Here is a 26,262-nt window from a genome sequence, read left to right as displayed (position 1 = left end):
GTTCGACTTCACGCCGGTCACCGTAATCGTGAGGCCGTCCGCGCGGACGGTGCCGGAACCCCCGACCACGACGTCCGCTACAATGTGAGCGTTAGGAGCGTATCTATCGATGTCCAAAGCCGAACGGCTGCTTGAAGTAGACAACCTGAAGACGTACTTCGACACCGACGAGGGAACCGTCAAGGCCGTCGACGGCGTGTCGTTCCACATCGACAAGGGCGAAACGCTGGCGGTAGTAGGCGAGTCGGGTTCGGGCAAGAGCGTCACGAGCCTCAGCGTTATGCGCCTCATCCCCTCCCCTCCCGGACGGATCGCCGATGGGCAGATCCTCTTCGAAGGCCAGGACCTCGTGAAGAAGAGCGAGAGGGAGATGCGCAGCATCCGAGGCAACGACATCTCCATGATCTTCCAGGAGCCGATGACCAGCCTCAATCCGGTTTACACCGTGGGCGACCAGATCGCCGAGGCGATCGTGCTCCACCAGGGCAAGTCCAAACGCCAGGCGATGAAGTTGGCCGCGGAGATGCTCGACCTCGTCGGCATCCCCGAACCCGGCAAGCGGGTCAGGAACTATCCCCACCAGATGTCGGGCGGCATGAGGCAGCGCGTGATGATCGCTATGGCGCTCTCCTGCGGCCCCAAGCTGCTGATCGCCGACGAACCGACCACCGCGCTCGACGTCACCATCCAGGCGCAGATCCTCGACCTGATGAAGCAGCTGCAGCGCGAGATCGGCATGTCGATCCTGTTCATCACCCACGACCTGGGAGTGGTGGCCGAGGTGGCCGACCGGGTCGTCGTCATGTACGCCGGTCGTGCGGTCGAGGAGGCAAGTGTGAACGACATCTTCGCCCGACCGCAGATGCCCTATACCCTCGGCCTGCTCAACTCTATACCCCGCGTGGACAAGGCAGCGATCCACCAGGAGCGACTCGAAGCGATCCCCGGGAACGTGCCCAACCCTCTCTTCCTGCCCGAGGGCTGCGCCTTCCATCCGCGTTGCCGCTTCGTTCGCGACAAGTGCAAGGAGGCCATCCCGCCGCTCGAGGACACCGGTAACGGTCACATGGTCCGTTGCGTGCGCTGGAACGAGATCGACCTGACCGAAGAGGTGGTGGCATGACCACGGCGACCGTGCAACCTTCGAGCGAACACGTCACCGGCACCGACAACCTGTTGGAAGTTCGCAACCTGAAGAAGTACTTCCCCATCCGGGGCGGCATCTTCTCTCGGGTAGTCGCCAACGTCAAGGCTGTTGAGGACGTCTCGTTCGCGATCAAGCGGGGCGAGGTCGTGGGCCTGGTCGGTGAATCCGGAAGCGGAAAGACGACCGCCGGCCGCAGCATCCTGCGGTTGATCGAGCCGACCGCCGGCGAGATCCTCTTCGACGGAGTCGACGTAGCCAAGCTCTCGAAGAGCCAGATGCGGGAGTACCGCAAGGAGATGCAGATAATCTTCCAGGATCCGTTCGCCAGCCTCAACCCGAGGATGACGGTGGGCGACATCATCGGGGAGGCTCTGCAGATCCACCGACTGGCGCGCGGCAAGGAGCGGGAGGCGAAGGTAGCGAACCTGCTCGAGCGCGTGGGCCTCTCGGCGGGCCACATGCGCCGCTACCCGCACGAGTTCTCCGGAGGCCAGCGGCAGCGCATCGGCATAGCCCGGGCTCTCGCTGTCGACCCCAAGTTCATCGTCGCCGACGAGCCCGTCTCGGCTCTCGACGTTTCGATCCAGGCGCAGGTAGTCAACCTGCTCCAGGATCTCAAGGAGGAGCTGGGTCTCACCCTGCTCTTCATCGCGCACGACCTCGGCGTCGTCGAGTACATCAGTGACAAGGTCGTAGTGATGTACCTGGGTCGGATCATGGAGATCGCTCCGGCGAAGGAGCTCTACGCCAACCCGGTTCACCCGTACACCGAAGCGCTCCTCTCGGCGGTGCCGATCCCGGATCCCACCATCAAGCGGGAGCGGATCATCCTCCAGGGCGACATCCCCTCCCCCATCAACCCGCCGTCTGGCTGCGTGTTCCGCACCCGCTGCCCGATCGCCATCGAGGACTGCGCTCATGTCGTGCCGCCCCTCGAGCAGGTGGGGTCGAATCCGGACCACTACAAGGCCTGCATCCGGCGTCCCTAGGCCGTATGGCGGAAGACGATCGAGGGCAGAGGTCGGGCGACGGGAGCGACGGCAGCGACCGTCAGAAGCGCCCTGCCGGGCGCAGACGGGAACGTATGACGCCCGGCGAGGTCTGGAAGCTGATAATGGGGACCTACAAGGTCTCTCTTCCCTACCTGCTCGTCTTCATCGCCGGCATCCTGCTGGCTACCTGGATCCTCACCGAGCTGGTGTTCTGAGGTGAGTGGGGCCGGGCGCCCGAAGTTCGACCTGCTCGAAGACGGAATGGTGGAGGAGGCGCTGAGCGAGCGCCTCCTCTCCGTTCTGCCTCGAGAGCACCCGGTCGCTGAGCTCTCCCGCTACTACGACCTGCTGCGCGACTATCCGGAGCGGGGCGGCAAACGGCTGCGCGCCAAGATCACCCTCCTGTCTACCCAGGCGCACGGTGGTCCCTGGCAGGCGGGTCTGACGGCGGCCGCGGCGATAGAGCTCTTCCAGAACTGGGTTCTCGTGCACGACGACATCGAGGACGATTCCGACGAGCGTCGTGGCCGGCCGACGCTGCACCGAAGGGTCGGAGTCCCCCTGGCGATCAACGTGGGCGACGGTCTCCACGCCTACATGTGGCAGCTGCTGTTGGACGACGAAACATTGCCCCGGCAGGTCCTCGACGAGTTCCTCTGGCTCGTTCACCGCACCGCCGAAGGGCAGCACTGCGACCTGGCGTGGGTAGCGGCCGGCCGCTTCGACGTGAGCGAGGCCGAGTATCTCGAGATGGTGAGACTCAAGACGGCCTGCTACACGGTGGTGAGCCCGCTACGTCTGGGCGCCCTCTCGCTGGGGGTCGAACCGGCTCCCGAGCTCAGCGCCGCCGGTGAAGCTCTGGGAGTAGCGTTCCAGATCCGCGATGACGTCCTCAACCTCAGTCCCGATCTGCCGCATGGCAAGGAGTTCGCGGGCGACCTCTTCGAAGGGAAGCGGACGCTGATTTTGGCGCACTTCTTCGCCCACGCCTCCTCGGCAGCGAGGCAGGAGGCGATCTCGCGTCTCGCTGCCGCTCGTGATGGACGCACGCAGGAGGATGTGGAGGCGCTGCTGCGACTCATCTCGCGGGAGGGCTCGCTCGCCTATGCCCAGGGGGTTGCCGAGTCTCGGGCGCGGTACGGACTGTCGCTTCTGGAGGAGGCGTTCGCCAGCGCTCCTGATCCACGTGCTGCACGGGAACTGGTCGGGCTGCTCGACTCGCTGGCGAGCCGCACGAGTTGATCTGAGGTGGAGAGAGCGCGGCCAGGAGGCCGCTCTCGGGCCCGCCCCAGTCGCTTCCCTGTGCGTCCGGGCGTTGGCTGGGATCACCGCGAACCTCTTGATGGCCACTCTTCGCGAGCCGAGCCTGCCCCCTTGCACACCCCTCCCGCGACCCTACGAAGTCGTTTGCATTAGTTGTTCCGTCTCCATCGGACTTTTCTTCGATGTCGATGCCGATCGGAGAGGACGGGCATGAACGCGGATCGCGTCCAGCAGGGCCCTCGTTCCATTCAAACGTTTTCGTAGGGGATCGGAGAGGGTATACCCGCCCGGGCCCAAAAGGACTGGGCATTCCGCCAGGGAGGGAATGGGGTAGGTAATGGCCGCAGTACCGACGCCGAACCGCCCCTCCTCCCGCTACCCTCGAGCATGCTCCCCCGGCTACCCGACCGACTCGCTGCCGCCGGACTCCTCCTCTGCCCCGTCTGCCGCAGCGACTGGAGCGGCCGCGATGGATGTTGCGCCGGCTGCCTCGAGAGGCTCCGTGAGTTGGCGGCCAGCGGATTGGAACTGCCCGGGCTCGCGGCGCTCGGCTACTATCGTGGCTTCCTCGCCCGGGCGGTCAGGGCGTACAAGTACGGGCAGGCGCGCAGGTTGGTGCGTCCGCTGGCGACAGCGCTCGCCACGCTCGTCACCCGCCGAGGATGGCGGCCCCGGCTGCTGACCCACGTGCCGCTCCACCCGAACAGGAGGCGCAGGCGGGGTTTCGATCAAGCGGCTCTGCTGGCCGGCACCCTTGCCGAACTCCTGGGCGTGCCATGGAGACCGCTGCTCGACCGGGTCCGCGCGACTCCGCAGCAGGCACGGCTCTCGGCCGTGTCAAGGCGCCGCAACGTCAGTGGCGTTTTCCGGCCGCTAGCCCCGGCCCGCGGCACGGTCTTGCTCGTGGACGACGTGTTCACAACCGGCGCCACGCTCGGCGAGTGCCGGGAGGTACTCGAGGCAGCGGGAGCGAGTGCCGTTCTTCTTGGCACGCTGGCGGTCGCGGGGCAGAACCCGAGGAGCGCGGAACCGCCCGACGGTCAGAAGGAGACGATGACCCCGCTGGTTATCCCCAGCAACGCACCCACCAGAACCTGGGGGTAGGTGTGGCCCAACAGTGTCTTGAGTGCCTGTGGCTGGAAGCCCTCGTCGAAGAGGTGGGCGAGTTCGTTCACGAGGTCGTTGATCAGCTCGGCCTGCATCCCCGCGGCCCGCCGTATGCCGGTGGCGTCATACATGACGATCGATCCGAAGACGGCTGCGACGGCGAAGTAGGCGCTGCCCCAGCCGTAGAGGATGCCCATGCTCGTGGCAAGGGCGGCAACAGCCGCGGAGTGCGAAGAGGGCATGCCGCCCGTTTCCAGCAACCTCACCAGGTGCAGCCGGCGTTCTGTTATCAGCACCAGGATCACCTTCAGCAGCTGCGCCATGACGGTGGCGAGGACCGCGGCCTGAAGCGGGACGTTCTCGAGCAGACTAGGCACGAACCGCCCGCCGTTCCCGCGCCGCCGTCAGCGTGTTCGCGATGACCATGGCCACCGTCATGGGCCCGGTCCCGCCCGGGGTGGGGGTGAGGGCTCCGGCGACCTCGGCGACGGCAGGGTGGACGTCACCAAGGAGCTTCCCGTCGACCGGGCTCTGACCGACGTCGAGGACGACCGCCCCCTCTTTCACCATCTCCCCTGTGATCATCCCTGGCTTGCCGGCGGCAGCGACCAGGATATCGGCCCGGCGCGTCACCTCGGCAAGCTCTCTGGTGCGCGAGTGCGCGACAGTCACCGTGGCGTTCCGCCTAAGGAAGAGTGCTGCCGCCGGCTTGCCTACCAGGTTCGAACGCCCCACGATCACTACTCGCTGGCCCTCGACCGGCAGTCGGTAATGGTCGAGGATGCGGATGAGGCCCATCGGAGTCGCAGGGAAGAGCCCCGGCTGTCCGCTCCACAGACGCCCCACGTTGATCGGGTGGAAACCGTCCACATCCTTGCTAGGGGCTATCGCTTCGAGGATGCCCTGACTCTCGAGGTGCTCGTACAGGGGGAGCTGGACGAGGATCCCATCAACCTCGTCGTCGGCGTTCAGTTCGGCGACGAGGTCAGCGAGTTGCTCCTGGCTCACGCCGGCGTCGAGCACCTTCGTCTCGGAGCGTATCCCCGCCCGCTCGGCGAGACGGGCTTTGGAGCGGACGTAGGAGGCGCTAGCCGGGTCGTCACCTGCTCGGACGAACACCAGCTGGGGTGTGTACGGGAGACCCTCGACCTGGTTGCGAACCTCGGCAGTGAGCGCCTTCGACGCCTCGCGGCCATCCAGGATTCGGGCCGGCACTCTCAGCTGCCCTTCCTGTCGGCGCCGAGGTCTCGGTAGAGCCGGGCCAGCACCCCGTTCACGAAGCGGCCGGACTCCTCACCACCGAACTTCTTGGCCGTACGCACTGCCATCTCGATCGTCACCTTGCCGGGGATCTCCTCCTCGTAGAGCATCTCGGTAGTGGCGAGCCGCAGCACGTTGAGATCGGTCTGGTTCATCTGGCCGAAGGTCCAGCCTTCCACGGCCGCCTCGAGCCGAGCGTCGACCTCGGCGGCATGCTCGGCGTAGGCGGTGACCAGCCGCTCTGCGAAGCCGATGCCCTCGCGGTCCAGAGCGTCGCCGTAGGGATCGTCCGCCTCCTCTTCGATCTCTTCGGCGAGCTCCTCGCGGACCTGGCGCCAGACGTCTAGAACAGGCGTGCTCCCCCGCTCCGCCTGGAAGAGTGTGCGAAAGGCGAGCTCTCGCGCCCTCCTTCTAGCCACTCGCGATCTCCGCCGGCAGGTCGATCGCGTCAACGCAGACGTCCACCGACTCCACTTCGAGTCCGGTCATCGAAGCGACCGCCTCGCGAACGGCCTCCTGCGCCTGGGCAGCGACCTTGGGGATGGGCATGCCGTAGGTGACGCTCACGTTGAGGTTCACCCGCACGCTGTCTCCCTGCCGTTCGACGCGAATCCCTTTCGCCCGGCGCCCGCTCAGGATCTCACCGACCCGGGGTGGCGGCGAGGCAGGGGTGAGTCCCTCGACGCCCTCGAGCGCCAGCTGGGCGATGCCGTAGAGGACGTCGGGCGAGATCGCCAGGTCCTTCGGCTCACTCATTCAGCATCCTCCTGGGGATGAAGTTCGTGTAGATGGCTCCGCGCCGGTAGAAGGCGTTGTCGAGCACCCTCAGGTGGAAGGGGATGGTCGTCTTGATCCCTTCGATCACCGTTTCTCGCAGAGCCCGCTGCATCCTGCTGATCGCCTCTTGCCTGCTTGGCGCCCAGGCGATGATCTTGGCTATGAGGCTGTCGTAGTTCGCGGGGATCCGGTACCCGGCGTAGACATGGGAGTCGACGCGGATCCCCGGCCCGCCCGGCCAGTGCACGTCGGTGACCGTTCCGGCTGCCGGCCGGAAATCATGGTCTGGATCCTCGGCGTTGATACGCACCTCGATCGCGTGCCCCTCGACCCGTACGTCCTCCTGCTTGAAGCTCATCCCCTGCCCGGCTGCCACGCGGAACTGCTCCTGGACGAGGTCGAAGCGCGTGACCATCTCGGTCACCGGGTGCTCGACCTGGATGCGGGTGTTCATCTCCGAGAAGTAGAAGTTCCCCTCGCGGTCTACGAGGAACTCACAAGTCCCGGCGCCCCGGTAGCCGATATGCTTCGCGAGCCGCACGGCCGAGTCCGCGATGGCGAGCCGCAGGTCGGTATCGAGCAGTGAAGGCGCCTCCTCCAGGATCTTCTGATAGCGACGCTGTATCGAGCAATCGCGGTCGAAGAAGTGGATGACATTCCCTTCCCCGTCACCGAACACCTGGATCTCGACATGGCGGGGCTCCTCGAGGTACTTCTCCATGTAGAGCTCCGGGTTGCCGAAAGCAGCGCGCGCCTCCTCCTGAGCGCTCACGAAACTGCGCTGAAGTGTCTCGGGCGATTGCACGACCCGCATCCCACGGCCGCCGCCACCGGCCGAAGCCTTCAGGATCACCGGATAACCGATCTGCTCGGCGAACGCCTTGGCGCTCTCCACGTCTTCGAGCGGCTCGGATCCCGGCGTGAGAGGAACCCCAGCCTCCTTCGCCAATGCTCGGGCGCTGGCCTTGTCGCCGATGAGACTGATGTTCTTGGGTCGCGGGCCGATGAAGACGAGGTTGTGCTCCTCGCACTTCTGGGCGAACTCGGCATTCTCGGCGAGGAAGCCGTAGCCGGGGTGGACCGCTTCGGCGCCCGTCACGATGGCCGCCGACAACAGGTTGCGAACGTTCAGGTACGACTTGGGCGCCGGACCGGGGCCGATGCAGATCGACTCATCTGCCAGCAGAACCGGCAGCGAGGCCTCGTCGACCTCCGAGTAGGCCACGACCGTCTGAATGCCCAGCTCACGGGCCGCGCGAAGGACGCGCAGGGCGATTTCACCCCGGTTGGCGATGAGGATTTTCTTGAACACGTCGGTCGGCGTCAGGCCGGATCGATGCGGAAGAGGACCTGGCCGTACTCGACCGGCTCCTCGTTGCGCACCAGGATCTCTTTGACGGTGCCGGCCGTCTCAGCCTCGATCTCGTTCATCAGCTTCATCGCCTCGATGATGCAGAGGACAGCGCCACGCTCGACGCGGTCGCCGACCTTGACGTACGCGTCGGCGTCCGGCGAAGGCGCGGCGTAGAAGGTGCCGACGATGGGAGCGGTGACCTCGACGAAGTTGGAGCTGGGTTCGGGCGCGGGAGCCGGCGCGGCTTCTGCCGCCGCCTGCGGCTGGGGTGCCGCTTGCTGGGGAGCGGCCGGGGCGGGCTGGGCGACTGCTGTACTCGCAGTCGCGACCGGCGCGCCCTCCTTGCCTCGCTTCACCGTGAGCTTGTACTCGCCCGTTTCGAGGGTGAGTTCATTGACGTCGCTGCTTGCGAGGGCGTCCAGTAGCTTCCTGATCTCCTTGACTTCCATCACGCCCGCCCCAGGTACTCGCCGGTGCGCGTGTCCACTCGGATCCGCTCACCCTGATCGATGAAGAGCGGCACCTGCACGGTGGCGCCCGACTCGACCTTGGCTGGTTTGGAACCGCCCGAGACCGTGTCGCCCTTCATCCCCGGGTCGGTCTCGACGATGGCCAGTTCGACGACGTTCGGCAGGGTCACCTTGAGGGGGCGTCCCTGATAGTAGTCGACCGTCACCTCGAGATTCTCCGTCAGGTAACGGGCGCCGTCACCGATCTGCTGCCGGGAGAGCGTCGGCTGCTCGTAGGTCTCGGTGTCCATGAAGGTGTAGGTGTCGCCATCGCTGTAGAGATATTGCATGGTGCGATAGTCGATGAAGATATCCTGCAGTTTCTCGCCGGAGTTGAACGTCCTCTCGACGATAGCGCCAGTATCGAGGTTGCGGAACTTGGCGACCACTTTCGCTCCGCCGCGGCCGATCTTCTGGTGCTGGTACTCGAGACACTCCCAGAGTCCACCATCCATCTCGACCTTCGTTCCATTACGTAGGTCCGTGACACTAATCATTGCCTGCCTCCATGACGTCGAACAGCTCGCAGGCCAGAACCCTGCGTCCTGCCACCCATTTCCGCAGGATAGCCTAACACTGGCGTCCCCCTCCACCTCGAGGAGTATCCGTGTCCACCGCCGTAGGCAGGCGTTAGCCGGCCGGCCCGGCGAGCCTCGTACGGGCGTCGCAGGAAGCGAAGAGTACGAGGGTCCGTAACCTCAGAGCCGGGCGGTCAGAGTTCCTTCGCGTACCAGTCCAGGATGGGTTTGGCGTCGATCGCGAAGGTGTAGCCGAGCGAGCGCCAGAACCGTTCGGCACGCGGGTTCTGACCGTAGATGCTGGCCAGCATCCGCCTCACGTTGCCGCGGACCCGCAATCTCGATTCGAGGTCCCTGGCGCACTCCTTGCCTACGCCGCGGCTCTGCAGCTGGCCGTGTACCAGCAGCAGATTGACGGTCGCGTCCCCCGGTTCCGGGTAGTCGAGCTTGTAGTCGAGGTAGCCAACGATGGGTCTGCCGCCGACGCCGTCAACCAGCTCCCATCCCGGCAACTGGAGGTCGGGCGGAGCGTAAACCAGTTCGACCTGACGCCGGGCGTCGCGAGCCGCTGTGGCGAGGTCTGTCTCGACCTCGGCAAGAGTGGGAACGGGGATCGAGATTATGTCGAAATACCCGGGCGTGCCCAGGTAGATGGCGTGTACCAGGGGAGCGTCCTGTACGTCCGCGGCACGCGTGGCTACGCCAGGCGACGCAAGCTGGGCGCCGTCACCCCCATCACGTTGGGTGCTCACGGGTTCATTATACCGAGCGTCGGCTCGGTCCTCCCGCGTGGCCTGTCACACTCGGGACACTGTAGGGTATCGCCGAGCCGGACGACGTGCGCGACTCACCTGCCCCAACTCGGCGGGAGTGCCTGTCGCGCCCTACGAGGCTGCCGACGACGCTATTTTTGCGATTCAGAAGCCATGTATGCCCCGTGCTATAGTGTCCGCGTTGCGTCGTGCCATACCCGCACGGAGGGTCTTTTGTCGGAACAATCCAACCCAACCGAAAAGCCTAGGAGCAGAACAGAAAGCAGTAGCACCGGCGTCCTAGATTCGCCGGCGAGTCGCACCGGCGACGTATTCGACAAGGCTTTCTCGTTCACTCGAGCCGACGAAGCCCTAGCGGCCGGGATGCATCCTTTCTTCAAGCCGATAAGCCGTCAGAACGGTGGCACGGTCACCGTCAACGGTCGCGATATGGTCATCACCGGCTCCAACGACTACCTTGGACTCACTCAGGACGAGAGGTTGAAGGACGCCGCCAGGTCTGCCCTTGATGACTTCGGCACCAGCTGCACCGGTTCCCGCTTCCTGACTGGAACGCTGACACTGCACGAACAGCTCGAAGTTCGCTTGGCGGAGTTCCTGCGCAAGGAGTCGGCGCTCACTTTCAGTGCCGGTTATCTCGGCTGCCTCTCCGTCGTCAGCGCCCTCGCCGGACGCCACGACATCCTCTACTTCGACCGCGAGAACCACGCCTGCCTCTACGACGGCGCCAGGCTCGCATTCGGCGTGCTCCGCAAGTACGAGCACAACGATATCGACCACCTCGAGCGGCTGCTCGAGCGCGATGCCGACAAGCCGGGAGGCCGCCTCATCGTGACCGACGGGGTCTTCTCGATGAGCGGGCACATCGCCAAGCTGCCCGAGATCGTCCGCGTGGCGAGGAGTTACGGCGCACGGGTAGTGGTCGACGACGCTCACGCCACCGGAGTGCTCGGTGACGGTGGTCGCGGCACGGCCGAGTACTTCCGCCTCGAGGAGGAGGTCGACCTGATAGTAGGCACCTTCTCCAAGTCGTTCGGCTCGGTCGGCGGCTTCATGGCGGGTCAGAGGCAGGTCGTCAACTACGTGAAGCACAAGGCGCGGCCGTTCATCTTCACGGCGGCGCTGCCAGCGATGCAGATGGCGGCCGCGCTGGAGGCGCTCGAGATCATGGAACGGGAGCCACAGCATCGGGCCCGGTTGTGGCGGAACGTCGATCGGCTGCACGGCGGTCTCCGTTCGCTGGGCTTCGATACGCTGGGCTCCCAGACGCCGATCGTGCCGGTCCACATCGGTCCCGACGACCTCACCATGCTCTTCTGGAAGGGCCTCTTCGAGGAGGGCATCTTCACGACCCCTGCCCTGCCGCCGGGCGTACCGAGCGGTCAGTCGATAATCCGGACGAGCGTCAACGCCAACCACACCGAGGAACAGCTCGACCGGCTGCTCGACGCGTTCGAGATCGTCGGCAAACGCTTCGGCCTGATCGGCTGAGCAGAGCGCTCGAGCCCAAGAGGAGAGCCCCCATGTACTACGACCTGACGAACCGGGCAGCGGAGAACAGAACGCTTCCGGGCGGATGACCCGCGTCCAAGCGGTCGCCAGTCGCCGCGACCTGAAGAGGTTCATCGAGTATCCCTACAGGAAGTACAAGGACGACCCGGTCTGGGTGCCGCCGCTCCTCATCTCGGAGTGGGAGAAGTTCGACCCGAAGCGCAACCCCTTCTTCCATCACGCGAGGATGGACCTCTACCTCGCCTTCCGGGGCGACCGAGTGGTGGGCCGGGTCGCCGCGATCGACGACGACAACCACAACCGGACTCATGGCGACAACCTCCTCTTCTTCGGCTTCTTCGAGGCAGAGGACGAGGAGGCGGCCCTACAGCTCTTCGACGCAACCCTTGGCCGGGCGCGTCAGCTGGGGCGTTCGCTGGTGCGTGGACCGGCCAACCCCACGATGAACGACGGCTCCGGTTTCCAGATCGATGCCTTCGACACCAGTCCGTACGTGATGATGCCTCAGAACCCGCCCGAGTACCCGGCTTTCGCCGAGACGGCCGGCTTCGAGAAGGTGATGGACCTCTACGCTTGGCACTTCGACGTCTTGAACGGCCCCAGCGAACGGCTGAGCCGACTGGCCGAGAGGGTACGCAGGCGCGAGAGGCCGCACATACGCTCGGCGGACATGAAGAAACTCGACCGCGAGGCACGCATCCTGAAACAGGTCTACAACGAGGCGTGGGAGCAGAACTGGGGGTTCGTGAAGTTCACGGACGCCGAGTTCGATCACCTCGTGGACGAGCTCAAGCTGATACTCGAACCCGACCTTGCCCTCTTCCTCGAGATCGACGGTCAGATCGCGGGCATCGCCATCACGATCCCCGATGTCAACCAGGTGCTGAAGCAGATCCATGGCCGACTACTGCCTTTCGGGATCTTCAAGCTCCTCAACCGCCGCAAGATCATCGATCGCGGCCGACTGCCCATCCTCGGGGTCATGCCCGAGTTCCGCAATCGCGGACTCGAACTCGTCCTGATCGACGAGATCGCTCGTCGCGGTGCCAAGCACGGTTACGTCGAAGGCGAGTGCTCCTGGGTGCTCGAATCGAACAGCGCGATGAATCGCGGTATCGAGGCGGCGGGGTTGACGCTCTACAAGACGTACAGGCTCTTCCAGAAGACGGTGTGAACGGGGAATCACGCTCTCAGGGCGTGCTGAGGGGCCTCGCCTCCGACCTGGCGGCCCTCTTCCCGCCGAACGGCCGGCTCTCGGCGCTGCTGACCCTGGCGCTGCTGCTGCAGATCGGCTACTGGTACTTCGGTGCTCCAGGTCCCGCCAGCCCCCGCGATCCGATCCACGCCCTGCGCTGGGTGGCGTGGGCAACGGTACTCCTCGGCCTAATTCCGCTCCTCCTGTGCCGCCCGCTGGGACTCCGCCTCGAGCGGCTGGGACTCACCGAGGGCGACAGCCGGACAGGTTGGCAAGCCGTGGGGATCGGCGTGCTGGTGGTTATCCCGGTCGCCTGGTTCGCGGCCGGAGACCCGGCGGTGAGGCTCGCCTACCCGTGGCCCGGAGCCTGGGCCGGCAGCAGCGCCCTCGCTTTCTTCGCCTGGGCAGCGACCTACACCTGCTACTACTTCGCCTACGAGTTCTTCTTCCGGGGCTTCCTGCTGAGGGGCCTGGAACCGGCCCTCGGCGCAACGGGGGCGCTCTGGGTGCAGACGATCGCTTCTACGATGCTCCACCTGGGCAAGCCCCTGTTGGAAACGATCGCCGCGCTCCCGGCCGGCCTCGTCTTCGGACTGCTGGCCCTGCGCACCCGCTCGATCCTCTACGTGGCGCTGATCCATATGACATTGGGGCTGGCGACAGACCTCTTCTCGCTGCTCCGCGCCGGCCAGCTGGGCTAGAGTTCCGGCGATGAGGATACTCGTGACGGGCGCGCACGGTTTCATAGGCAGCCACCTCTGCGAGCGGTTGCTCAGTTCCGGGTTCGAGGTAAGGGCGCTGGTCTCCCCTTGGGGCGACACCGCTAACCTGACTCGGGTGGAGGGGGAATCGCGCCTCCAGCTGGTACGCGCCGACGTCACCGATGCAGCCTCCCTGGCCGCAGCCTGCGAAGGCGCGGAGGCCGTGATCCACGCAGCCGCCAAGGTCGGCGACTGGGGACGAGCGGCCGATTTCGAACGAACCAACGTAGAGGGTACGCGCAACCTGCTCGAGGCGGCTCGCTGGGCAGGCACTTCGCGTTTCGTGCTCGTCTCCAGCATCGCCGTCCACCGCTACGTCGGATTCCGTGAGGCAGATGCCGAGGCGCAGCCGCGAGACAACTTCGAACTCGCCTACGCCCGTTCCAAGATACTCGCCGAGGACCTCGTGTTCAGCTGGTCCGGCGAGGGAGTGGTCGTCAGGCCTGGCCTCTGGCCCTTCGGCCCCCGGGACCCCCAACTCAGGCGAGTGGCGGCCGCGCTCGCGCACGGCGCCCTCCCCCTCCTCGACGGCGGCAGGAGCGTGCTCAACACGGCCTACGTGGAGAATCTGGTCCAGGGGCTGGAGCTGGCGGCTACCGAGAGCGGGGTGGCAGGTCGCGCTTTCGTCATCGCAGACGATGGGATGCCTACCTGGAGCGACGTGCTGGGGGAGTTGGCGAGGCTCCTGGGGGCGCCGCCACCACGCTTGCGCCTCCCTTCGTCCCTTGTCTCCCCGGTCGCATCCGTCGTCGAGTCGCTCTGGTCCCGCGTCTCGCCAGCGAAGGAACCTCCGCTCACCCGCTACCGCGCCGCCCTGATGCGCCGCGACGCGCACTTCTCGATCGGCCCGGCCCGGCGGGATCTCGGTTACGAACCGCTCTACAGCTGGCAGGAGGGGCTGGCCCTGTCGGTAGCGAACGATCCGGCACTCTTCGCCCTGTCCGCCAGATGAGTACGCCTCGTCGTGTGCTCTTCGCGACCATAGCCGCAGGCGGCGGCCACGTAGCGACCGCCAGGGCGATGGCCGAGGCGCTCGAACGCTACTACCCGGGAGAGTTCGAAACCGAGGTTTCGGACTTCATGTTCGACCTCGGGCTGCTTCGCGAGGATCGCCAGCACAAGCAGCTATGGCGCTGGGCTCTGGCCCGGCCGCAACTGGTGCGAACCGGGCAGAGGGTCCTCGACTCGGCCCCCACGCTCACCCGCCGCTACCACCGGCTGATGCTCCGCCGCTTCTCGCGCGCCGCGGCGGCACGGCTCGAGCTACGACCGGTCGATCTGGTCGTCGCCAACCACGGCTGGCTTACCGTGGGCCTCACCCGGGCTCGCCAACGGCACGGCCTGAGGACCCCGATACTCTCATTCGCTACCGAACCCCTCGACGCCAGCGCCCTCTGGGCCGAACCGGCCGCCGAACGGTTCGTCGTCCCTTCGGAGGCGGCGCGCAAGGACCTGATCAAGCTCGGCGTCGGTCCGGAGAGGATAGACGTCGTGGGCTACCCGGTACGTGAGCAGTTCCTGCGGCCGCCCGGGAAGGCCGAGGCGCGCAGCCGGCTGGGAATCGAGGAGGGATTCACCTGCCTCGTATCACTGGGTGGAGAAGGGATCGCCGACGACCCGCGAGAGTGGATCTCGGCGCTCCTGGCGGAAGGGATCAGGGTCGTCGTGCTGAGCGGCAGGAACCCGCTGCTACGCCGCAAGCTGGCGCCGTTGGCCGCCAGCTTCCCACATCTGCGCCTGGAGGGGTACACCGAGGCGGTCGCCGACTTCCTGGCGGCGAGCGACGTCGTGGTAGGTAAAGCCGGCCCAGCCTCGGTGTTCGAGGCGCTCGCGGTAGGCAGGCCCTTCATCGCCACCGGCTACGCGGGCCTGAACGAGGTCGAGGTCGTTCGCTTCCTGGCGAGGAGAGGGCTGGGGATGCTGGCGAAGAGCAGGCGGGCGATATTGGAAGCGGTAACGGAGTATCGTCGGGAACCGATCGAACTCGAGCGGGTCGCGCAGAAGACCCGGGAACTGGATTTCGCAGGGATGAGCGAGAGGCTGGCCGGCTACATCGCCAGTTATGCTCGTGAGGGACGCGCTGACCCCCTGTTCGTGGGGGCCGGCCTGGAGTAGCGCACGATGGAGAACGGAGAAGCACAGAACGACGACGCCTCGGGGCCGGTCGGCCAGGAACGGCCCCGGATCCTCTTCGCAACCATCGCGGCCGGCGGTTCGCACGTGAGCACCGCTCACGCCCTGGCCGAAGCGATCGAGTGCCACTACCCGGGAGAGTTCGACCTGGCCGTGCGCGAGCCGATGCTCGACTACGGCTTCGAAGAGCTCGACCGCAGACACAAGGAGAGCTGGAAGCGGGCGCTCGGCAACCCCTGGACGATCGTCTGGGGCCAGGTCCTCATCGACGCCTTCCCCCGTCTCACCGCCGCCTTCCACCGGCGGTTCCTGGCGGAGTTCGCCCGCAGAGCCGCACACGAGCTCGCCGCCGAACCACCCGACCTGATCGTCGTCAATCACGGTTGGTTGATGACCGCCTTCACCCTTGCCCAACGGCGCTTCGGGCTGCAGGTACCGGTGGTGACGTTCGAGACCTCCACCATCAACGCCAACGCCCTCTGGGCCGAACCGAACGCCGAGCGGGTGATCGTAGCCTCCCCCGAGTCGAAGCGGCGCCTCCTGCGGTTCGGCTTGAGCGAGGCGCGCGTAGACGTGGTGGGCTACCCGGTGAGGCAGGCGTTCCTGCGGGCGCCGGGGCGCGACGAGGCGCGCCAGATGCTCGGCCTTGCGGACGAGTTCACCTGTCTCGTGTCACTCGGCGGCGAGGGAGTGGGCGGGACGCCGGAGAAGGTCGCCCGGGCCCTGCTTCGGCTCGAGGCGGTGCAGGTGGTGGTGGTCTGCGGCCGGAACGAGGAGTTGCGCAGGCACCTCGCCGGGCTCGACCACCCCAGGCTGGTGGTCGTAGGGTTCGTCGAGGAGATGGCCCTCTACCTGGCCGCTAGCGACGTGGTGATCGGCAAACCGGGACCGGCTACGGTCTTCGAGGCGATAGCGGTGGGAAGACCGCTCCTCTCCCCCATGCGCTCGGGCACCGTCGAGAACAAGATGAGCGAACTGCTCGCCGTCCACGGCCTGGGCGGCTACCGGTCCACACTGGAGGCGCTTACCGAAGAGGTGGCGGCCTACCGGGACGAACCTCGGCTACTGGAAGAGGCGGCCGACCGGGCTGCCCGCCTCGACTTCGCGGGGATGGCCGAGCGGCTCGCCCGCTACCTGGTGGGCTACCTTCGCACCGGCGCTCCCGATGCGAGCGCCGTCGGAAGCGGCGTGCCGCTCGAGCCGGAACACGAGGGCCAACGAGCGTGGTGAGGCCGGAGAGCCCCCTGCCGCCCGGAAGCGAGGTGACTTCCCTGGTGACGCCGAATCGCTCGTTGCCGGTCGGGGATGGCGGGCCTTTCCCGTGCTGAGGCTAGGCACGGCCCTCCTGTTCTCCCTGCTGTTGGGCGTGGCCAGCCTCTATCTCGTTGCGCCTGACGTCTTCGACGGGGACCTGTTCAGGATCGTCTCACGGCTCGACCTGCTCGCGATCGCCGGCATCTTCGTGCCGGTGGTCCTCTGGTGGTTGCTCTCGGCCTGGCGCCTGATCTTCCTAACCGCCGGCACCGATCACCGCACCAGCCTCTGGCAAGGCGTCCAGACCCACATCCTCGGCACCTTCAGCGCAGTCGCCACGCCGACCGGAGGCGGCAACTCGATAGGCATCGTGCTGCTCCTGAACCGCTTCGGCCTCCCCGTCAACCAGGCGGTCGCGGTTGCGGTGATGTGCGTCGTCGGCGACCTCGCCTTCTTCAGCTGGGCCGCTCCGGCCGGCTATTTCGCCCTTCGCTTCGCCCGCGTGCGGATGCCGCTCGAAGGCCTGGGTCTCCTGGTATCGGTCCTCTCCTTCTTCGCGATACTCGTGAGCTACCTGCTCGTCTTCCGCCTGCCGCTGGCGATCGCGCTTCTGCGCCGGCTGGCCGGTCACCGCTGGCTCCGCCGCTTCCACGCCCGCATCGACGGCTTCCTCGATGAGCTGTCTCTCGCCAGCCGCCACTACTCGAGCCGGCCCTGGCACTGGCATCTCCGCTTCCATCTGCTCTCCGGCGCTGCCAGGCTCCCCTACTTCGCGGTGCTCAATCTGGTGCTCGTAAGCCTGCTGATGGACGCCGACCATCTCGTCGTCTACGCGGTGCAGGTGATCCTTCACGCCTTCGCCTTCCTGGTTCCCACCCCCGGTGCCAGCGGTTACCAGGAGGCGGTCGTCACCTACGCACTGCGCAGTCACGTAGCCGGCGGCCCGCTTGCGGCCGCGGTGATCGTCTGGCGCTTCTACCAGCACTACGTCTACTTCCTGCTTGGCCCGCTCGTCGGCGGGTTGGCGCTGGCAGGCGCCGGCCGCCGGCCAACGGTCGAGAAGAGCGAGTAGAAGGCGGATAGCGGGTGAGATAGCCGCCGGGAACTCCCGCAACGGCTCGGTTACACTGGTGCCGATGCCGATGCCGATGTTGGTGCGGCTTGCGCTGCGCAATCTATCCCGTCATGCCTGGCGAACCGCTGCTACAGTCCTCGGCGTTGCGATCGGTATCGCCGCCGTACTGGCAACCCTCTCCGTCGGGGACAACGTCGAGGCGAACGTCGCCAGCACCCTGGCAGCCGCAGCGGGCAACGCCGATCTGCTGGTAACCCCTGGAGTGCAGGGCCGCGCCGTCTTCGACGTCGAGGACGTCCGGCCGGCGCTCGAGGAGCAGGCCGGTGTGGCCGAGTTCTACCCCGTGCTGAACATCCGGGCGGAACCTCAGCGGGAGACCCAGGACATAAACCGGTCGGTGATCCCAGGCGTGGACACCGGCTTCCAGATCTCGGGGCGGGTGACGCGCTCCGGGGCCGAGCTGCCTGCCCGCGTCGCCATCGGCAACATGCCGACTTCCGACAGCTTCGCCGTGGCGATCGCCGAGAACTTCGCCGGGCAGCGCGGTATCGAGGTGGGCGACACGGTTACCTTCAGCGGCCGCCTGGGCGACCAGGAGTTCGTCGTCTCGGGCCTTCTCGACGACTCGTACGGCTACGCCTCGACGAACGGCGGCCGCGTCGCCATCATGGCCCTGACTGACCTCCAGGAGCTGCTCCATCTCGAGGGACGCGCCAGTTTCATCGAGGTGCACGTGAGCGAGGAGGCCAACACCAACGAAGTGCTGGAGGAGCTGAGCGAGCGGCTGGGCGGCGACTACACGGTCACCTTCCCGGCGGCCAGCGGGAACATCGCCACCGGCATCGTCGACACCATCCAGTCGGGCCTCAGCATCCTCGCCGCCACCCTGCTGGCTCTAGGCGGCTTCATGGCCTACAACACCTTCATGGCCGCGGTGGTGGAGCGACGTCGCGAGTATGCTCTGTTGCGCACACTCTGCCTCACCCGCCATCAGGTGCAGCGGCTGGCGCTCCTCGAGGCCGCGGTGGTAAGCGTTCTGGGCGTGATCTCCGGCCTGCTGCTGGGCATAGTGTTGGCATACGTGGTGACGCGGATCAACGCCTTCAGCCTGGGCATCGACTTCCGTACCCTCGTGGTGCCCATGGAGAGCGTCGTTCCCGCCGCCGGTGTGGGCGTCCTGGTTGCCCTGCTGGCCGGCTCGCTGCCCGCCCGCACCGCCTCGGCGACACCACCGCTGGCGGCGCTGCGTCAGGCGGAGCAGTACGAGGATACCCTCCTCCGCAGCGTCCTGGGCTGGCTCATCGTCGGGCTCGGCGTTGCGCTCGCACTCATCCGCTGGAGCGGAGCCTGGGCACTGGCTGCCGCCGGTGTCTCGATGGCCCTGCTCTTCCTGGGTTTCACCCTGGCCACGCCCACCCTGCTGCCGCCGGCTACCCGGCTGTTGGGCCCCCTGCTCCGCCGCATCTTCGGACCGGCGGGCAAGCTCGGCTCTTCGTTCGCGCGTCGCAACGCCCCCCGTAACGGGGTGGCGATCGGCTCGGTGGTGGTAGGCATCGGACTCACCATCGGTGTCGGCGCCATGGTCGCCGGCATCAACAAGGCCATCGCCGACTGGGTGGATACGACGATCGTGGGCGACCTGTTCGTGACCTCGCCGGTCAGCTTCCCGAGCGACTTCGAGACCGCGGTCCCCGAGGCGGTTCCAGCCATCGACGAAGCGTCAGGTGTAGGCATCCGCATCGTCAGGTTCCGGCCCCAAGGCGAAGCGCGGGCCCGCAGCATCGCCCTCGTGCTGGTCGACCCGAGCCGGTTCGAACCGGGCTCGGGCTTCGGCCGGTTCCAGTACATCCCGGGGCAGGGGAACGACCGGCAGGGGTACGACACCCTGGCCGCGGGCGGCCGGGTACTCATCGCCAATACCCTGCGTGACCGGTTCGACCTGGGCGTAGGCGACACCGTCACCCTGCGGACGGACGAGGGGTTCCGCGAGTTCCCCGTCGGCGGGGTGATCGTCGACTTCACCGGGGGCGGAGAGGCCGTCGTCGCGTCGATAGAGGACATCGAGCTCTTCGGCGGCGGCAGCCCCGACCTGTTCGTGATGACAGTCGACGAGGGCGTGGACGTGGCGGAGGCTCGTGACGCGCTCATCGCGGCCTTCCCCGACCTCTATCTGGACGTGACCCTCAACCGCGACTACCGCGAAACGATCATGGCCCTCACCCGAAGGTCGTTCGTGACCACGAACGCGCTCCTCGCCCTGGCGATATTCATCGCCGCTCTGGGGGTAGCCAACACGCTGGGGATGAACCTCTCCAGCAGACAGCACGAGCTGGCCGTCCTCCGCACCCTCGGCCTCACCCGTCGTGGAGTCGGCAGGGTCGTCAACTCGGAGGGCCTGGTGGTCATGGTGGTTGGCGCGGTCCTGGGCGTCGCATCCGGACTCCTGCTGGCGCACGTCATCACCGCCGGCGCCGCGGCCATCACCGGCTTCGCCATCTCGCCACAGTATCCTTGGCTGCTCATCGTTCTCGCGCTCATCGCCTCACCCGTCGTGGGCCTCATCGCCTCCTACTTCCCCGCTCGCCGGGCCGCCAGCCTGCCGCCCATCCTCGCCCTGGGCGCCTCGGAGTAATCGATGGAAACCGACAAGAACTACGCTGTCGAGGGTCGTCGCCTCGGCAAGACCTACCACCTGGGAGAGCAGGAGATAACGGCGCTCTCCGGCATCGACATCGCCGTGGAGCACGGCTCGTTCGTGAGTGTGATGGGCCCCTCGGGGAGCGGCAAGAGCACGCTGCTTCACCTCTTGGGCCTGCTCGACTTGCCCGATGAGGGCAAGGTGCTGATCGACGGCGTCGAGACCTCGGGCCTGGACGACGACGCCCTCACCCGGATGCGCCGCGATCGACTGGGTTTCGTGTTCCAGACCTTCGAACTCATCCCCAACCTGACGGCGCGGGAGAACATCCTGCTACCGGCCGAAGTCGCCGGCAGGCTGGAGGCCGGCGAGGAGCGACTCGCTCGTCTCGCTTCGGACCTGGGCATCGAGGACCGGCTCGACCACCGGCCCAAGCAGCTCTCCGGCGGTCAACGTCAGCGAGTAGCGCTCGCGCGCGCGTTGATCAACGATCCCGTCGTCGTCCTCGCCGACGAACCGACCGGGAACCTCGACAGCGAGACCGGTCAGGAGGTACTCCGCCTGCTAAGGCGCGGCGTCGACGAACGCGGCTGGACCGTGGTGATGGTGACTCACGACCCCAAGGCGGCGCTGACCGCCGACACCATACTCTTCCTCCGCGACGGCCGGCTCTCGGGTGCGGTGGGGACCAGGGACCCGCATGCCCGGTCGGTGATCGAGACCTTCGTTGGCGTGTAGGAGCCTCTCATTCACCTTCAGGAGCGGCTGATAAGCTGACCGGGTATGCCGTCCCGCCTCGCCAAGCTGGTCAGTCACCGTCCACGTTTGGTGCTGGCAATATGGCTGGTGATCACTCTCGCGGCACTGCCGTTCGCGACCAGGGTGAACGAGGTGCTCGACGCGCAGCCACAGGTCCCGGAATCCAGCGAACCTCAGCAGGTGAGCCGCATACTGAACCAGGAGTTCAGCCAGCTGGACGACTTCAGCGTGGTGCTGGTGAGCAGGAGCGACGAGTACCGGCTGGGCGACCCCCAGTTCGATCAGGCCTACTTCCGGGCGATCGACACGCTGCAAGGGATACCGGGCGTAACCGGGGTCAGGGACTACCGCCGCTCGCGGGGCCTCGATCTCGTTGGGGACGACGGCCACTACATCATCTCGGTCATAGGCATCAAGTCGGAGAGCGACGCGGAAGCGAAGGAGATCGCCGCAGCCATGCGCACCGCGCTCGAACACGTGGGCGGGCTCGAGTTCAACCTGGCGGGAGGGCCGGCATCGATCCAGGAGCTCGAGGACATAAGCGAGCGAGACACTCGGCGGGCCGAGCTCTACGGCCTTCCTCTCACCCTCATCGTCCTGGTCGTCGCCTTCGGCGCCCTGGTCGCATCGGGCCTGCCACTGCTGGTGGCGCTGCTGTCGATAACCCTTTCGTTCGCGGTGATCTACGGCATCGGCCAGCTGATGGACTTCGCTGTCTACACCCAGAGCATCGTCACCATGCTGGGCCTCGCCACAGGCATCGACTACGCCCTGCTCATGGTGAACCGGTTCCGGGAGGAGTTGCGCAACGGGGTCGAACCGAAGCGAGCTGCCGAGATCACCTCGCTCACCTCCGGCAAGGCCGTCGTGTTCAGCGGGGCCACCGTGCTGATCGCCCTCACCGCCCTGCTGGTGCCGCCCCTGGCGTTCATCCGCTCGCTCGGGGTGGGCACCATCGTCGTCCTCATCGTCAGCATCCTGGTGAGCACCACTGCCCTGCCTTCGCTTCTCGCCCTGCTGGGCGAGCGCGTCAACTACCTGCGGATCACGAGGCGAGTTCCGGGGCTCAGGAGCCGCTCGTTCTGGCGCAAGAGAGCTCAACTGATCCTGCGGCACCCCTGGGCCTGGGCGATAACAGGCGCCCTGGCGCTGATCCTCCTCAGCATCCCCGCGCTGCAGATGGAAGTCGCCGACCCCGGCGCGCGCGGACTGAGTCCCGCGACCGACTCGCGGCAGGTCGTCAGCGCCCTCGAGGGGGTGGGGCTCGACGGCATGCTCGAGCCGATCGAGGTGCTGCTCGATTTCGGTGAGGAGGGCTTCTTCAACCCGTCCAGTCAGCGCCAGCTCTCCAGCCTCGCGCGGGAGCTTGAGGATCTGCCGACGGTGGGAGCGGTCTACTCGGCGATGTCGGTGGAGAGCCTGCCCACCCTCCTGCTCTACCAGTACTACGCGACCCAGGAGCTCGCGCTGAACAGCGAACTGCGCGAACTCGTGCTTGCCACCGTGAGTGAGACCGGACGCTACGCACGCCTCACCGTCTTCCCGTTGGGCAACCTGGTGCCGCACGAGGTGGCGTCGCTGCGCGCGAACCTGCGCCAGGCGATCGAGGAGGTGGATGTCCGGGCCCTGGTTGGCGGACCCGCCATATTCGAGGCGGAGTGGACGAGGCTCCTCTACCAGTCGTTCCCGCTGGCCATCGCGCTCGTCTACCTGGGCATCCTGCTGGTGTTGGGGCTGGCGTTCCGCTCGCTGCTGATCCCCCTCAAGTCGATCCTGCTCAATACCCTCACCGTCGCAACCGCCTACGGGGTGATAACCCTGATCTTCCAGGACGGGTGGTTCGCCGGACTCTTCGGGGTGCCAGGCGGGATCGGCTACGTCGACGCCAGCGCCCCCCTCTTCATCTTCGCCATCGTGTTCGGCCTCTCCATGGATTACGAGGTGTTCCTCGTCGCCCGGATATACGAGGCGCACCAGCAGGGCCTCTCCGACTGGGACGCGGTCGTCGACGCGTTGAGCGCCACCGGTGGGGTTATCACCTCGGCCGCCGCGGTCATGATCGTCGTCTTCAGCAGTTTCATCTTCTCGGACGTGGTGCTCATCAAGACGCTGGGCATCGGCCTGTCGGTAGCGATCCTGCTGGACGCGACGCTGGTGCGGTTGGCCCTGGTGCCGGCGATGATGTTCCTCGCCGGCCGGCTCAACTGGTGGCTGCCCAGGCCTATGGCTCGCCTGGCCGACCGGGTCGGCCTCAGCCACGACTGAAGAAGGCGAAGAGCGGGCCCGACATTCGCAGCCGGGCCCGCTCTGGCTGGAGATCGGCTAGGAGTTCAGGGGAGCAGGCCGCCCACACGGTCGAGGGAGGTCCGTGTCGACGCGACCGCGGGTATCTCAACCTCCAGCACGCCATCGAGGCTGAAACTGAGCCCGCTGCCGCCAGCCTGCAGGCGGCTCAGGAGCGCGGCGCCGGCATCGGCGATCCCGACCTCGAAGCGCAGGGCGGCGGGCGAGGTGCCATGAGCGGGAACCGGGGTGCGGGGGATGGACGCTCGCCCGACCGGCCGCCCGTCGAGTTCCAGGGTCACCTGGGGTCCGCGGACGAAGTAGCCGATCGGCAGGGGATTGTCGATCACCAGACCCACGTCCACCCGGGCGGTGAGGCCGCTGAAGCTGACCCGTGTTGCCGACGGCTCGAACCGTACCGCAGGCGGCCGGAGACCGCCCGCAACCTGGAGTTCGCCGCGGGCGACGGTGAGGGTGGGGAACCGCTGAGGGGCGCCGAAGACATCTACGCTCACGGTGGCGTCGACCCGGTAGCCGACCGGATCGCCGGCCACGAGCCTGGCGAACTGGTTCAGGACCTGCGCGGCTCCCTCGACGGGAACGGCCACGTCGAGGTTCAGCTGAGCGGCGCCGTTGGCGGGCAGCGCGATGCCGTCATTGAACGAGGTGGCCGCCACCCGCTGGCCACCCAGGTAGAAGTCGCCGTCGAGCCCGGCGAGTCGCAGCGGGACCGGGTTCGGGTTGCGGGTCTCGAGGCGCAGGGTCACGAGGGCGTTGCCGGCCCCGACGCCGCTCGGTTCGAACCTCACCAGTTTCGATTCGACGACGCGGAAGGTGGGCGGCGAGATCACGGAGGTGACACCGGGGGCGCAGGCAGAGAGGAGCAGCAGCAGGGCTAGCAGGAGGAGGCGCTTCATGCGGCCTTTATAAGTCGCCGGCGGCGGCGGTCGCTGCGGAGCTTCCCACTCGCGAGGGGCGTGACCGCATCGTCATCGGTGGCTGGGTCCGCCGCCGCTGTCGCCCGAACCGCCCCTTCCCGGCCGGTACAATCCCTCATGCCCGTCCTGCTGACTGCTCACGATGGTCCGGTACGGACGCTCACCCTGAACCGGCCCGAGGTGCGGAACGCCCTCGATACCGAGTTGCGGCGGGAGCTCCTGGCCGCTCTCGACGAGGCCGAGTCGGATCCGGGGGTGCGCGCGCTCGTCCTCACCGGGGCCGGCAACGCCTTCTGCGCTGGCATGGACCTCGGCGAACTCGAACGGCTGCTCGAGCGCAGCGAGGAGGAGCACCTGGAGGATTCGCGCCGGCTAGCCTTCCTATTCCGTCGCCTCTACGCCTTCCCGAAGCCGGTGGTCGCCGCAGTGAACGGACATGCGATCGCCGGCGGCGCCGGCCTGGCGTCGGTGTGCGATGTGGTGATCGTCAGCGAGGAGGCGAAGTTCGGTTACACGGAGGCCCGCATCGGCTTCGTCGCCGCTCTGGTGAGTGTGTTCCTGACGAGGATGGCCGGCGAGCGAGCGGCTCGGGAGCTTCTCCTTGGGGCGAGGCCGGTGAGCGCCGGGGAGGCGCTGGCCTACGGGCTCGTATCCGAGGTGGTGGAGCCAGCGAAGGTGCTCCAGCGGGCTGGCGAGGCGGCCGCGGCCATGGCCGCCAATTCGCCTCAGGCGCTCGAAACCAGCAAGCGGCTGCTGGTCGAGTCAGGAGGCCTGGGCCTGGACGATGCGCTGGAGTTGGCGATCGAGACGAACGCCCGGGCACGCTCGAGCGACGACCTGCGGGAGGGCGTGAGAGCGTTCCTGGAGAAGCGCCCACCCGAGTGGACCCCCTGACGCGCCGAGAACTCCGTCACAAGCGCAGGAACGAACTTGACCTGCCGACCCTCCCGCCCTATCATGTTGACGATGTGTAAGTTACACACCAATTGGGGCGGGCGATGAGCAAACCGAGGGTGCTCCTGCTCTGCGGTGGCGAGTCGGGCGAGCACGAGGTTTCGCTCTCCTCTGCCCGCTCGGTGATCGCCGCGGTGGGGGAACGCTTCGCCATCACCCCGCTGGTGATCGACAAGGCCGGCAGGCTCCTGCCCCCCGACTCCTCGCTCGAAGCGCTGGGCGCCGGTCGGGCGGAAGCCGGAGCGGGCAGCCTGCGACTCGGCCAGCTGGCCAACGGCAACGGGAGGAGCGACTCGTTCGACGTCGTCTTCCCTCTCCTCCACGGCCCGAACGGAGAGGACGGCACCGTCCAGGGACTCCTGGAGCTGCTCGACCTGCCCTACGTAGGCTCCGGAGTGCTGGGCAGCGCCGTTGGGATGGACAAGCTCATGATGAAGAGCGTCTTCGCCGCCGAGGGCCTGCCTCAGGTCGACTACCGCGGCATCACCCGTTCCCGTTGGCATGGCGACCGGGCCGCGGTACTCGACTCGCTCGACCTGCCATGGCCGCTCTTCGTCAAGCCGGCGAACCTGGGCTCGAGCGTGGGCATCGCCAAGGCGCGCGACCGGGAGCAGCTCGAAGCGGCGCTCGATGACGCCTTCCGCTTCGACCGTCGGGTGATAGTCGAACAGGGCGTCGACGGCGCCCGCGAACTGGAGGTGGGCGTCCTCGGGAACGACGACGCCCGGGTGAGCCCGGTGGGCGAGATCAGATTCCAGAGCGAGTTCTACGACTACGGCACGAAGTACACGGAGGGACGGTCGCAGCTCTCGATCCCGGCGCAGGTTCCCGCCCGGGTCGCCGAACGGTGCCAACGGATCGCGCTCCGTGCGTTCGGTGCGATCGACGCCGCGGGACTCGCCAGGGTCGACTTCTTCTATCTGGAGCAGGAGGACCGGCTGCTGCTCAACGAGATAAACACGATGCCCGGTTTCACCGTCACCTCGATGTACCCGAAACTGTGGGAGGCCGCCGGCCTGAGCTACGCCGACCTGGTGGCCCGGCTGGTCGAACTGGCGCT

26 protein-coding genes are annotated in these 26,262 nt (G+C 66.9%); 17 read left to right on the top strand and 9 right to left on the bottom strand.

The features are described from left to right. The first annotated feature begins 109 nt into the window (after positions 1–109). The 5 genes from VF168_04395 (at position 110) to VF168_04375 (ending at position 4,506) form a co-directional block, all read left to right on the top strand. Positions 110–1,123, top strand: coding sequence for an ABC transporter ATP-binding protein (locus VF168_04395; GenBank protein ID HEX7003408.1), 1,014 nt, complete (start codon positions 110–112; stop codon positions 1,121–1,123). Further along, on the top strand, positions 1,120–2,136 hold the full coding sequence (locus tag VF168_04390; GenBank protein ID HEX7003407.1) for a dipeptide ABC transporter ATP-binding protein: 1,017 nt from the start codon (positions 1,120–1,122) through the stop codon (positions 2,134–2,136). Before VF168_04395 ends, VF168_04390 begins: the two co-directional genes overlap by 4 nt. A gap of 5 nt (positions 2,137–2,141) precedes the next feature. Continuing rightward, positions 2,142–2,354 carry a hypothetical protein gene (locus tag VF168_04385; protein HEX7003406.1) on the top strand — a complete coding sequence of 71 codons (213 nt, stop codon included), beginning with the start codon at positions 2,142–2,144 and terminating at the stop codon, positions 2,352–2,354. Between the two features lies 1 nt (position 2,355). After that, positions 2,356–3,381, top strand: a complete 1,026-nt coding sequence (locus tag VF168_04380; GenBank protein ID HEX7003405.1) for a polyprenyl synthetase family protein — start codon at positions 2,356–2,358, stop codon at positions 3,379–3,381. A gap of 408 nt (positions 3,382–3,789) precedes the next feature. Then, positions 3,790–4,506: a ComF family protein gene (locus VF168_04375; protein HEX7003404.1), complete on the top strand. Its 717-nt coding sequence runs from the start codon at positions 3,790–3,792 to the stop codon at positions 4,504–4,506. Here VF168_04375 and VF168_04370 read toward each other — a convergent pair. The 8 genes from VF168_04370 to VF168_04335 all read right to left on the bottom strand — a co-directional run bounded on the left by VF168_04370 (position 4,443) and on the right by VF168_04335 (position 9,679). Then, positions 4,443–4,886 carry a divergent PAP2 family protein gene (locus VF168_04370; protein HEX7003403.1) on the bottom strand — a complete coding sequence of 148 codons (444 nt, stop codon included), beginning with the start codon at positions 4,884–4,886 and terminating at the stop codon, positions 4,443–4,445. The genes VF168_04375 and VF168_04370 overlap by 64 nt on opposite strands. After that, positions 4,879–5,724 carry a tetrahydrofolate dehydrogenase/cyclohydrolase catalytic domain-containing protein gene (locus tag VF168_04365; GenBank protein ID HEX7003402.1) on the bottom strand — a complete coding sequence of 282 codons (846 nt, stop codon included), beginning with the start codon at positions 5,722–5,724 and terminating at the stop codon, positions 4,879–4,881. The genes VF168_04370 and VF168_04365 overlap by 8 nt, the downstream gene beginning before the upstream one ends. A 2-nt stretch (positions 5,725–5,726) precedes the next feature. After that, entirely contained in the window at positions 5,727–6,188 is a 462-nt protein-coding gene (nusB, locus tag VF168_04360; GenBank protein ID HEX7003401.1) for a transcription antitermination factor NusB, read from the bottom strand. Continuing rightward, complete coding sequence (locus VF168_04355) at positions 6,181–6,525, bottom strand: Asp23/Gls24 family envelope stress response protein (GenBank protein HEX7003400.1); 345 nt, start codon at positions 6,523–6,525, stop codon at positions 6,181–6,183. Before VF168_04355 ends, nusB begins: the two co-directional genes overlap by 8 nt. Next, positions 6,518–7,858, bottom strand: coding sequence for an acetyl-CoA carboxylase biotin carboxylase subunit (gene accC, locus VF168_04350; protein ID HEX7003399.1), 1,341 nt, complete (start codon positions 7,856–7,858; stop codon positions 6,518–6,520). Before accC ends, VF168_04355 begins: the two co-directional genes overlap by 8 nt. An 11-nt stretch (positions 7,859–7,869) precedes the next feature. Beyond that, on the bottom strand, positions 7,870–8,349 hold the full coding sequence (gene accB, locus VF168_04345; GenBank protein HEX7003398.1) for an acetyl-CoA carboxylase biotin carboxyl carrier protein: 480 nt from the start codon (positions 8,347–8,349) through the stop codon (positions 7,870–7,872). Continuing rightward, entirely contained in the window at positions 8,349–8,906 is a 558-nt protein-coding gene (efp, locus tag VF168_04340) for an elongation factor P (GenBank protein HEX7003397.1), read from the bottom strand. Before efp ends, accB begins: the two co-directional genes overlap by 1 nt. A 215-nt stretch (positions 8,907–9,121) precedes the next feature. Continuing rightward, a complete protein-coding gene (locus VF168_04335) occupies positions 9,122–9,679 on the bottom strand; it encodes a GNAT family N-acetyltransferase (GenBank protein HEX7003396.1) in 558 nt (185 codons plus the stop codon). A gap of 384 nt (positions 9,680–10,063) precedes the next feature. Between VF168_04335 and VF168_04330 the strand changes: the two genes are divergently transcribed. The 10 genes from VF168_04330 to VF168_04285 all read left to right on the top strand — a co-directional run bounded on the left by VF168_04330 (position 10,064) and on the right by VF168_04285 (position 23,292). Further along, complete coding sequence (locus tag VF168_04330; protein HEX7003395.1) at positions 10,064–11,191, top strand: pyridoxal phosphate-dependent aminotransferase family protein; 1,128 nt, start codon at positions 10,064–10,066, stop codon at positions 11,189–11,191. Between the two features lie 85 nt (positions 11,192–11,276). Next, the gene (locus tag VF168_04325; GenBank protein ID HEX7003394.1) at positions 11,277–12,386 is read left to right on the top strand and encodes a hypothetical protein; all 1,110 of its coding nucleotides are present in this window, start codon (positions 11,277–11,279) and stop codon (positions 12,384–12,386) included. After that, positions 12,383–13,108 carry a CPBP family intramembrane glutamic endopeptidase gene (locus VF168_04320; protein ID HEX7003393.1) on the top strand — a complete coding sequence of 242 codons (726 nt, stop codon included), beginning with the start codon at positions 12,383–12,385 and terminating at the stop codon, positions 13,106–13,108. Before VF168_04325 ends, VF168_04320 begins: the two co-directional genes overlap by 4 nt. Positions 13,109–13,118: 10 nt before the next feature. Next, positions 13,119–14,120 (top strand): NAD-dependent epimerase/dehydratase family protein, encoded by a 1,002-nt coding sequence (locus tag VF168_04315; GenBank protein ID HEX7003392.1) that lies wholly within the window; start codon positions 13,119–13,121, stop codon positions 14,118–14,120. A 14-nt stretch (positions 14,121–14,134) separates the two neighbouring features. Beyond that, a complete protein-coding gene (locus VF168_04310) occupies positions 14,135–15,283 on the top strand; it encodes a glycosyltransferase (GenBank protein HEX7003391.1) in 1,149 nt (382 codons plus the stop codon). Between the two features lie 6 nt (positions 15,284–15,289). Then, entirely contained in the window at positions 15,290–16,531 is a 1,242-nt protein-coding gene (locus VF168_04305; GenBank protein ID HEX7003390.1) for a glycosyltransferase, read from the top strand. 91 nt (positions 16,532–16,622) lie between these two features. Then, on the top strand, positions 16,623–17,627 hold the full coding sequence (locus VF168_04300) for a lysylphosphatidylglycerol synthase transmembrane domain-containing protein (GenBank protein ID HEX7003389.1): 1,005 nt from the start codon (positions 16,623–16,625) through the stop codon (positions 17,625–17,627). A gap of 64 nt (positions 17,628–17,691) precedes the next feature. After that, entirely contained in the window at positions 17,692–20,262 is a 2,571-nt protein-coding gene (locus VF168_04295; GenBank protein HEX7003388.1) for an ABC transporter permease, read from the top strand. 3 nt (positions 20,263–20,265) lie between these two features. Further along, the gene (locus VF168_04290) at positions 20,266–21,006 is read left to right on the top strand and encodes an ABC transporter ATP-binding protein (GenBank protein HEX7003387.1); all 741 of its coding nucleotides are present in this window, start codon (positions 20,266–20,268) and stop codon (positions 21,004–21,006) included. A 45-nt stretch (positions 21,007–21,051) separates the two neighbouring features. Beyond that, positions 21,052–23,292, top strand: coding sequence for an MMPL family transporter (locus VF168_04285; protein HEX7003386.1), 2,241 nt, complete (start codon positions 21,052–21,054; stop codon positions 23,290–23,292). A 65-nt stretch (positions 23,293–23,357) separates the two neighbouring features. Here the strand turns inward: VF168_04285 and VF168_04280 are convergent, their stop codons facing one another. Next, positions 23,358–24,227: an LEA type 2 family protein gene (locus VF168_04280; GenBank protein HEX7003385.1), complete on the bottom strand. Its 870-nt coding sequence runs from the start codon at positions 24,225–24,227 to the stop codon at positions 23,358–23,360. Between the two features lie 138 nt (positions 24,228–24,365). Between VF168_04280 and VF168_04275 the strand changes: the two genes are divergently transcribed. After that, complete coding sequence (locus VF168_04275) at positions 24,366–25,142, top strand: enoyl-CoA hydratase-related protein (protein HEX7003384.1); 777 nt, start codon at positions 24,366–24,368, stop codon at positions 25,140–25,142. A gap of 104 nt (positions 25,143–25,246) precedes the next feature. Further along, positions 25,247–26,262 (top strand): D-alanine--D-alanine ligase family protein (locus VF168_04270; protein HEX7003383.1); only part of this gene is annotated, 1,016 nt, incomplete at its 3' end.

The organism is Trueperaceae bacterium (assembly GCA_036381595.1).
Lineage (GTDB): Bacteria > Deinococcota > Deinococci > Deinococcales > Trueperaceae > DASVCN01.
This window is presented reverse-complemented; position numbering and strand designations above follow the sequence as displayed.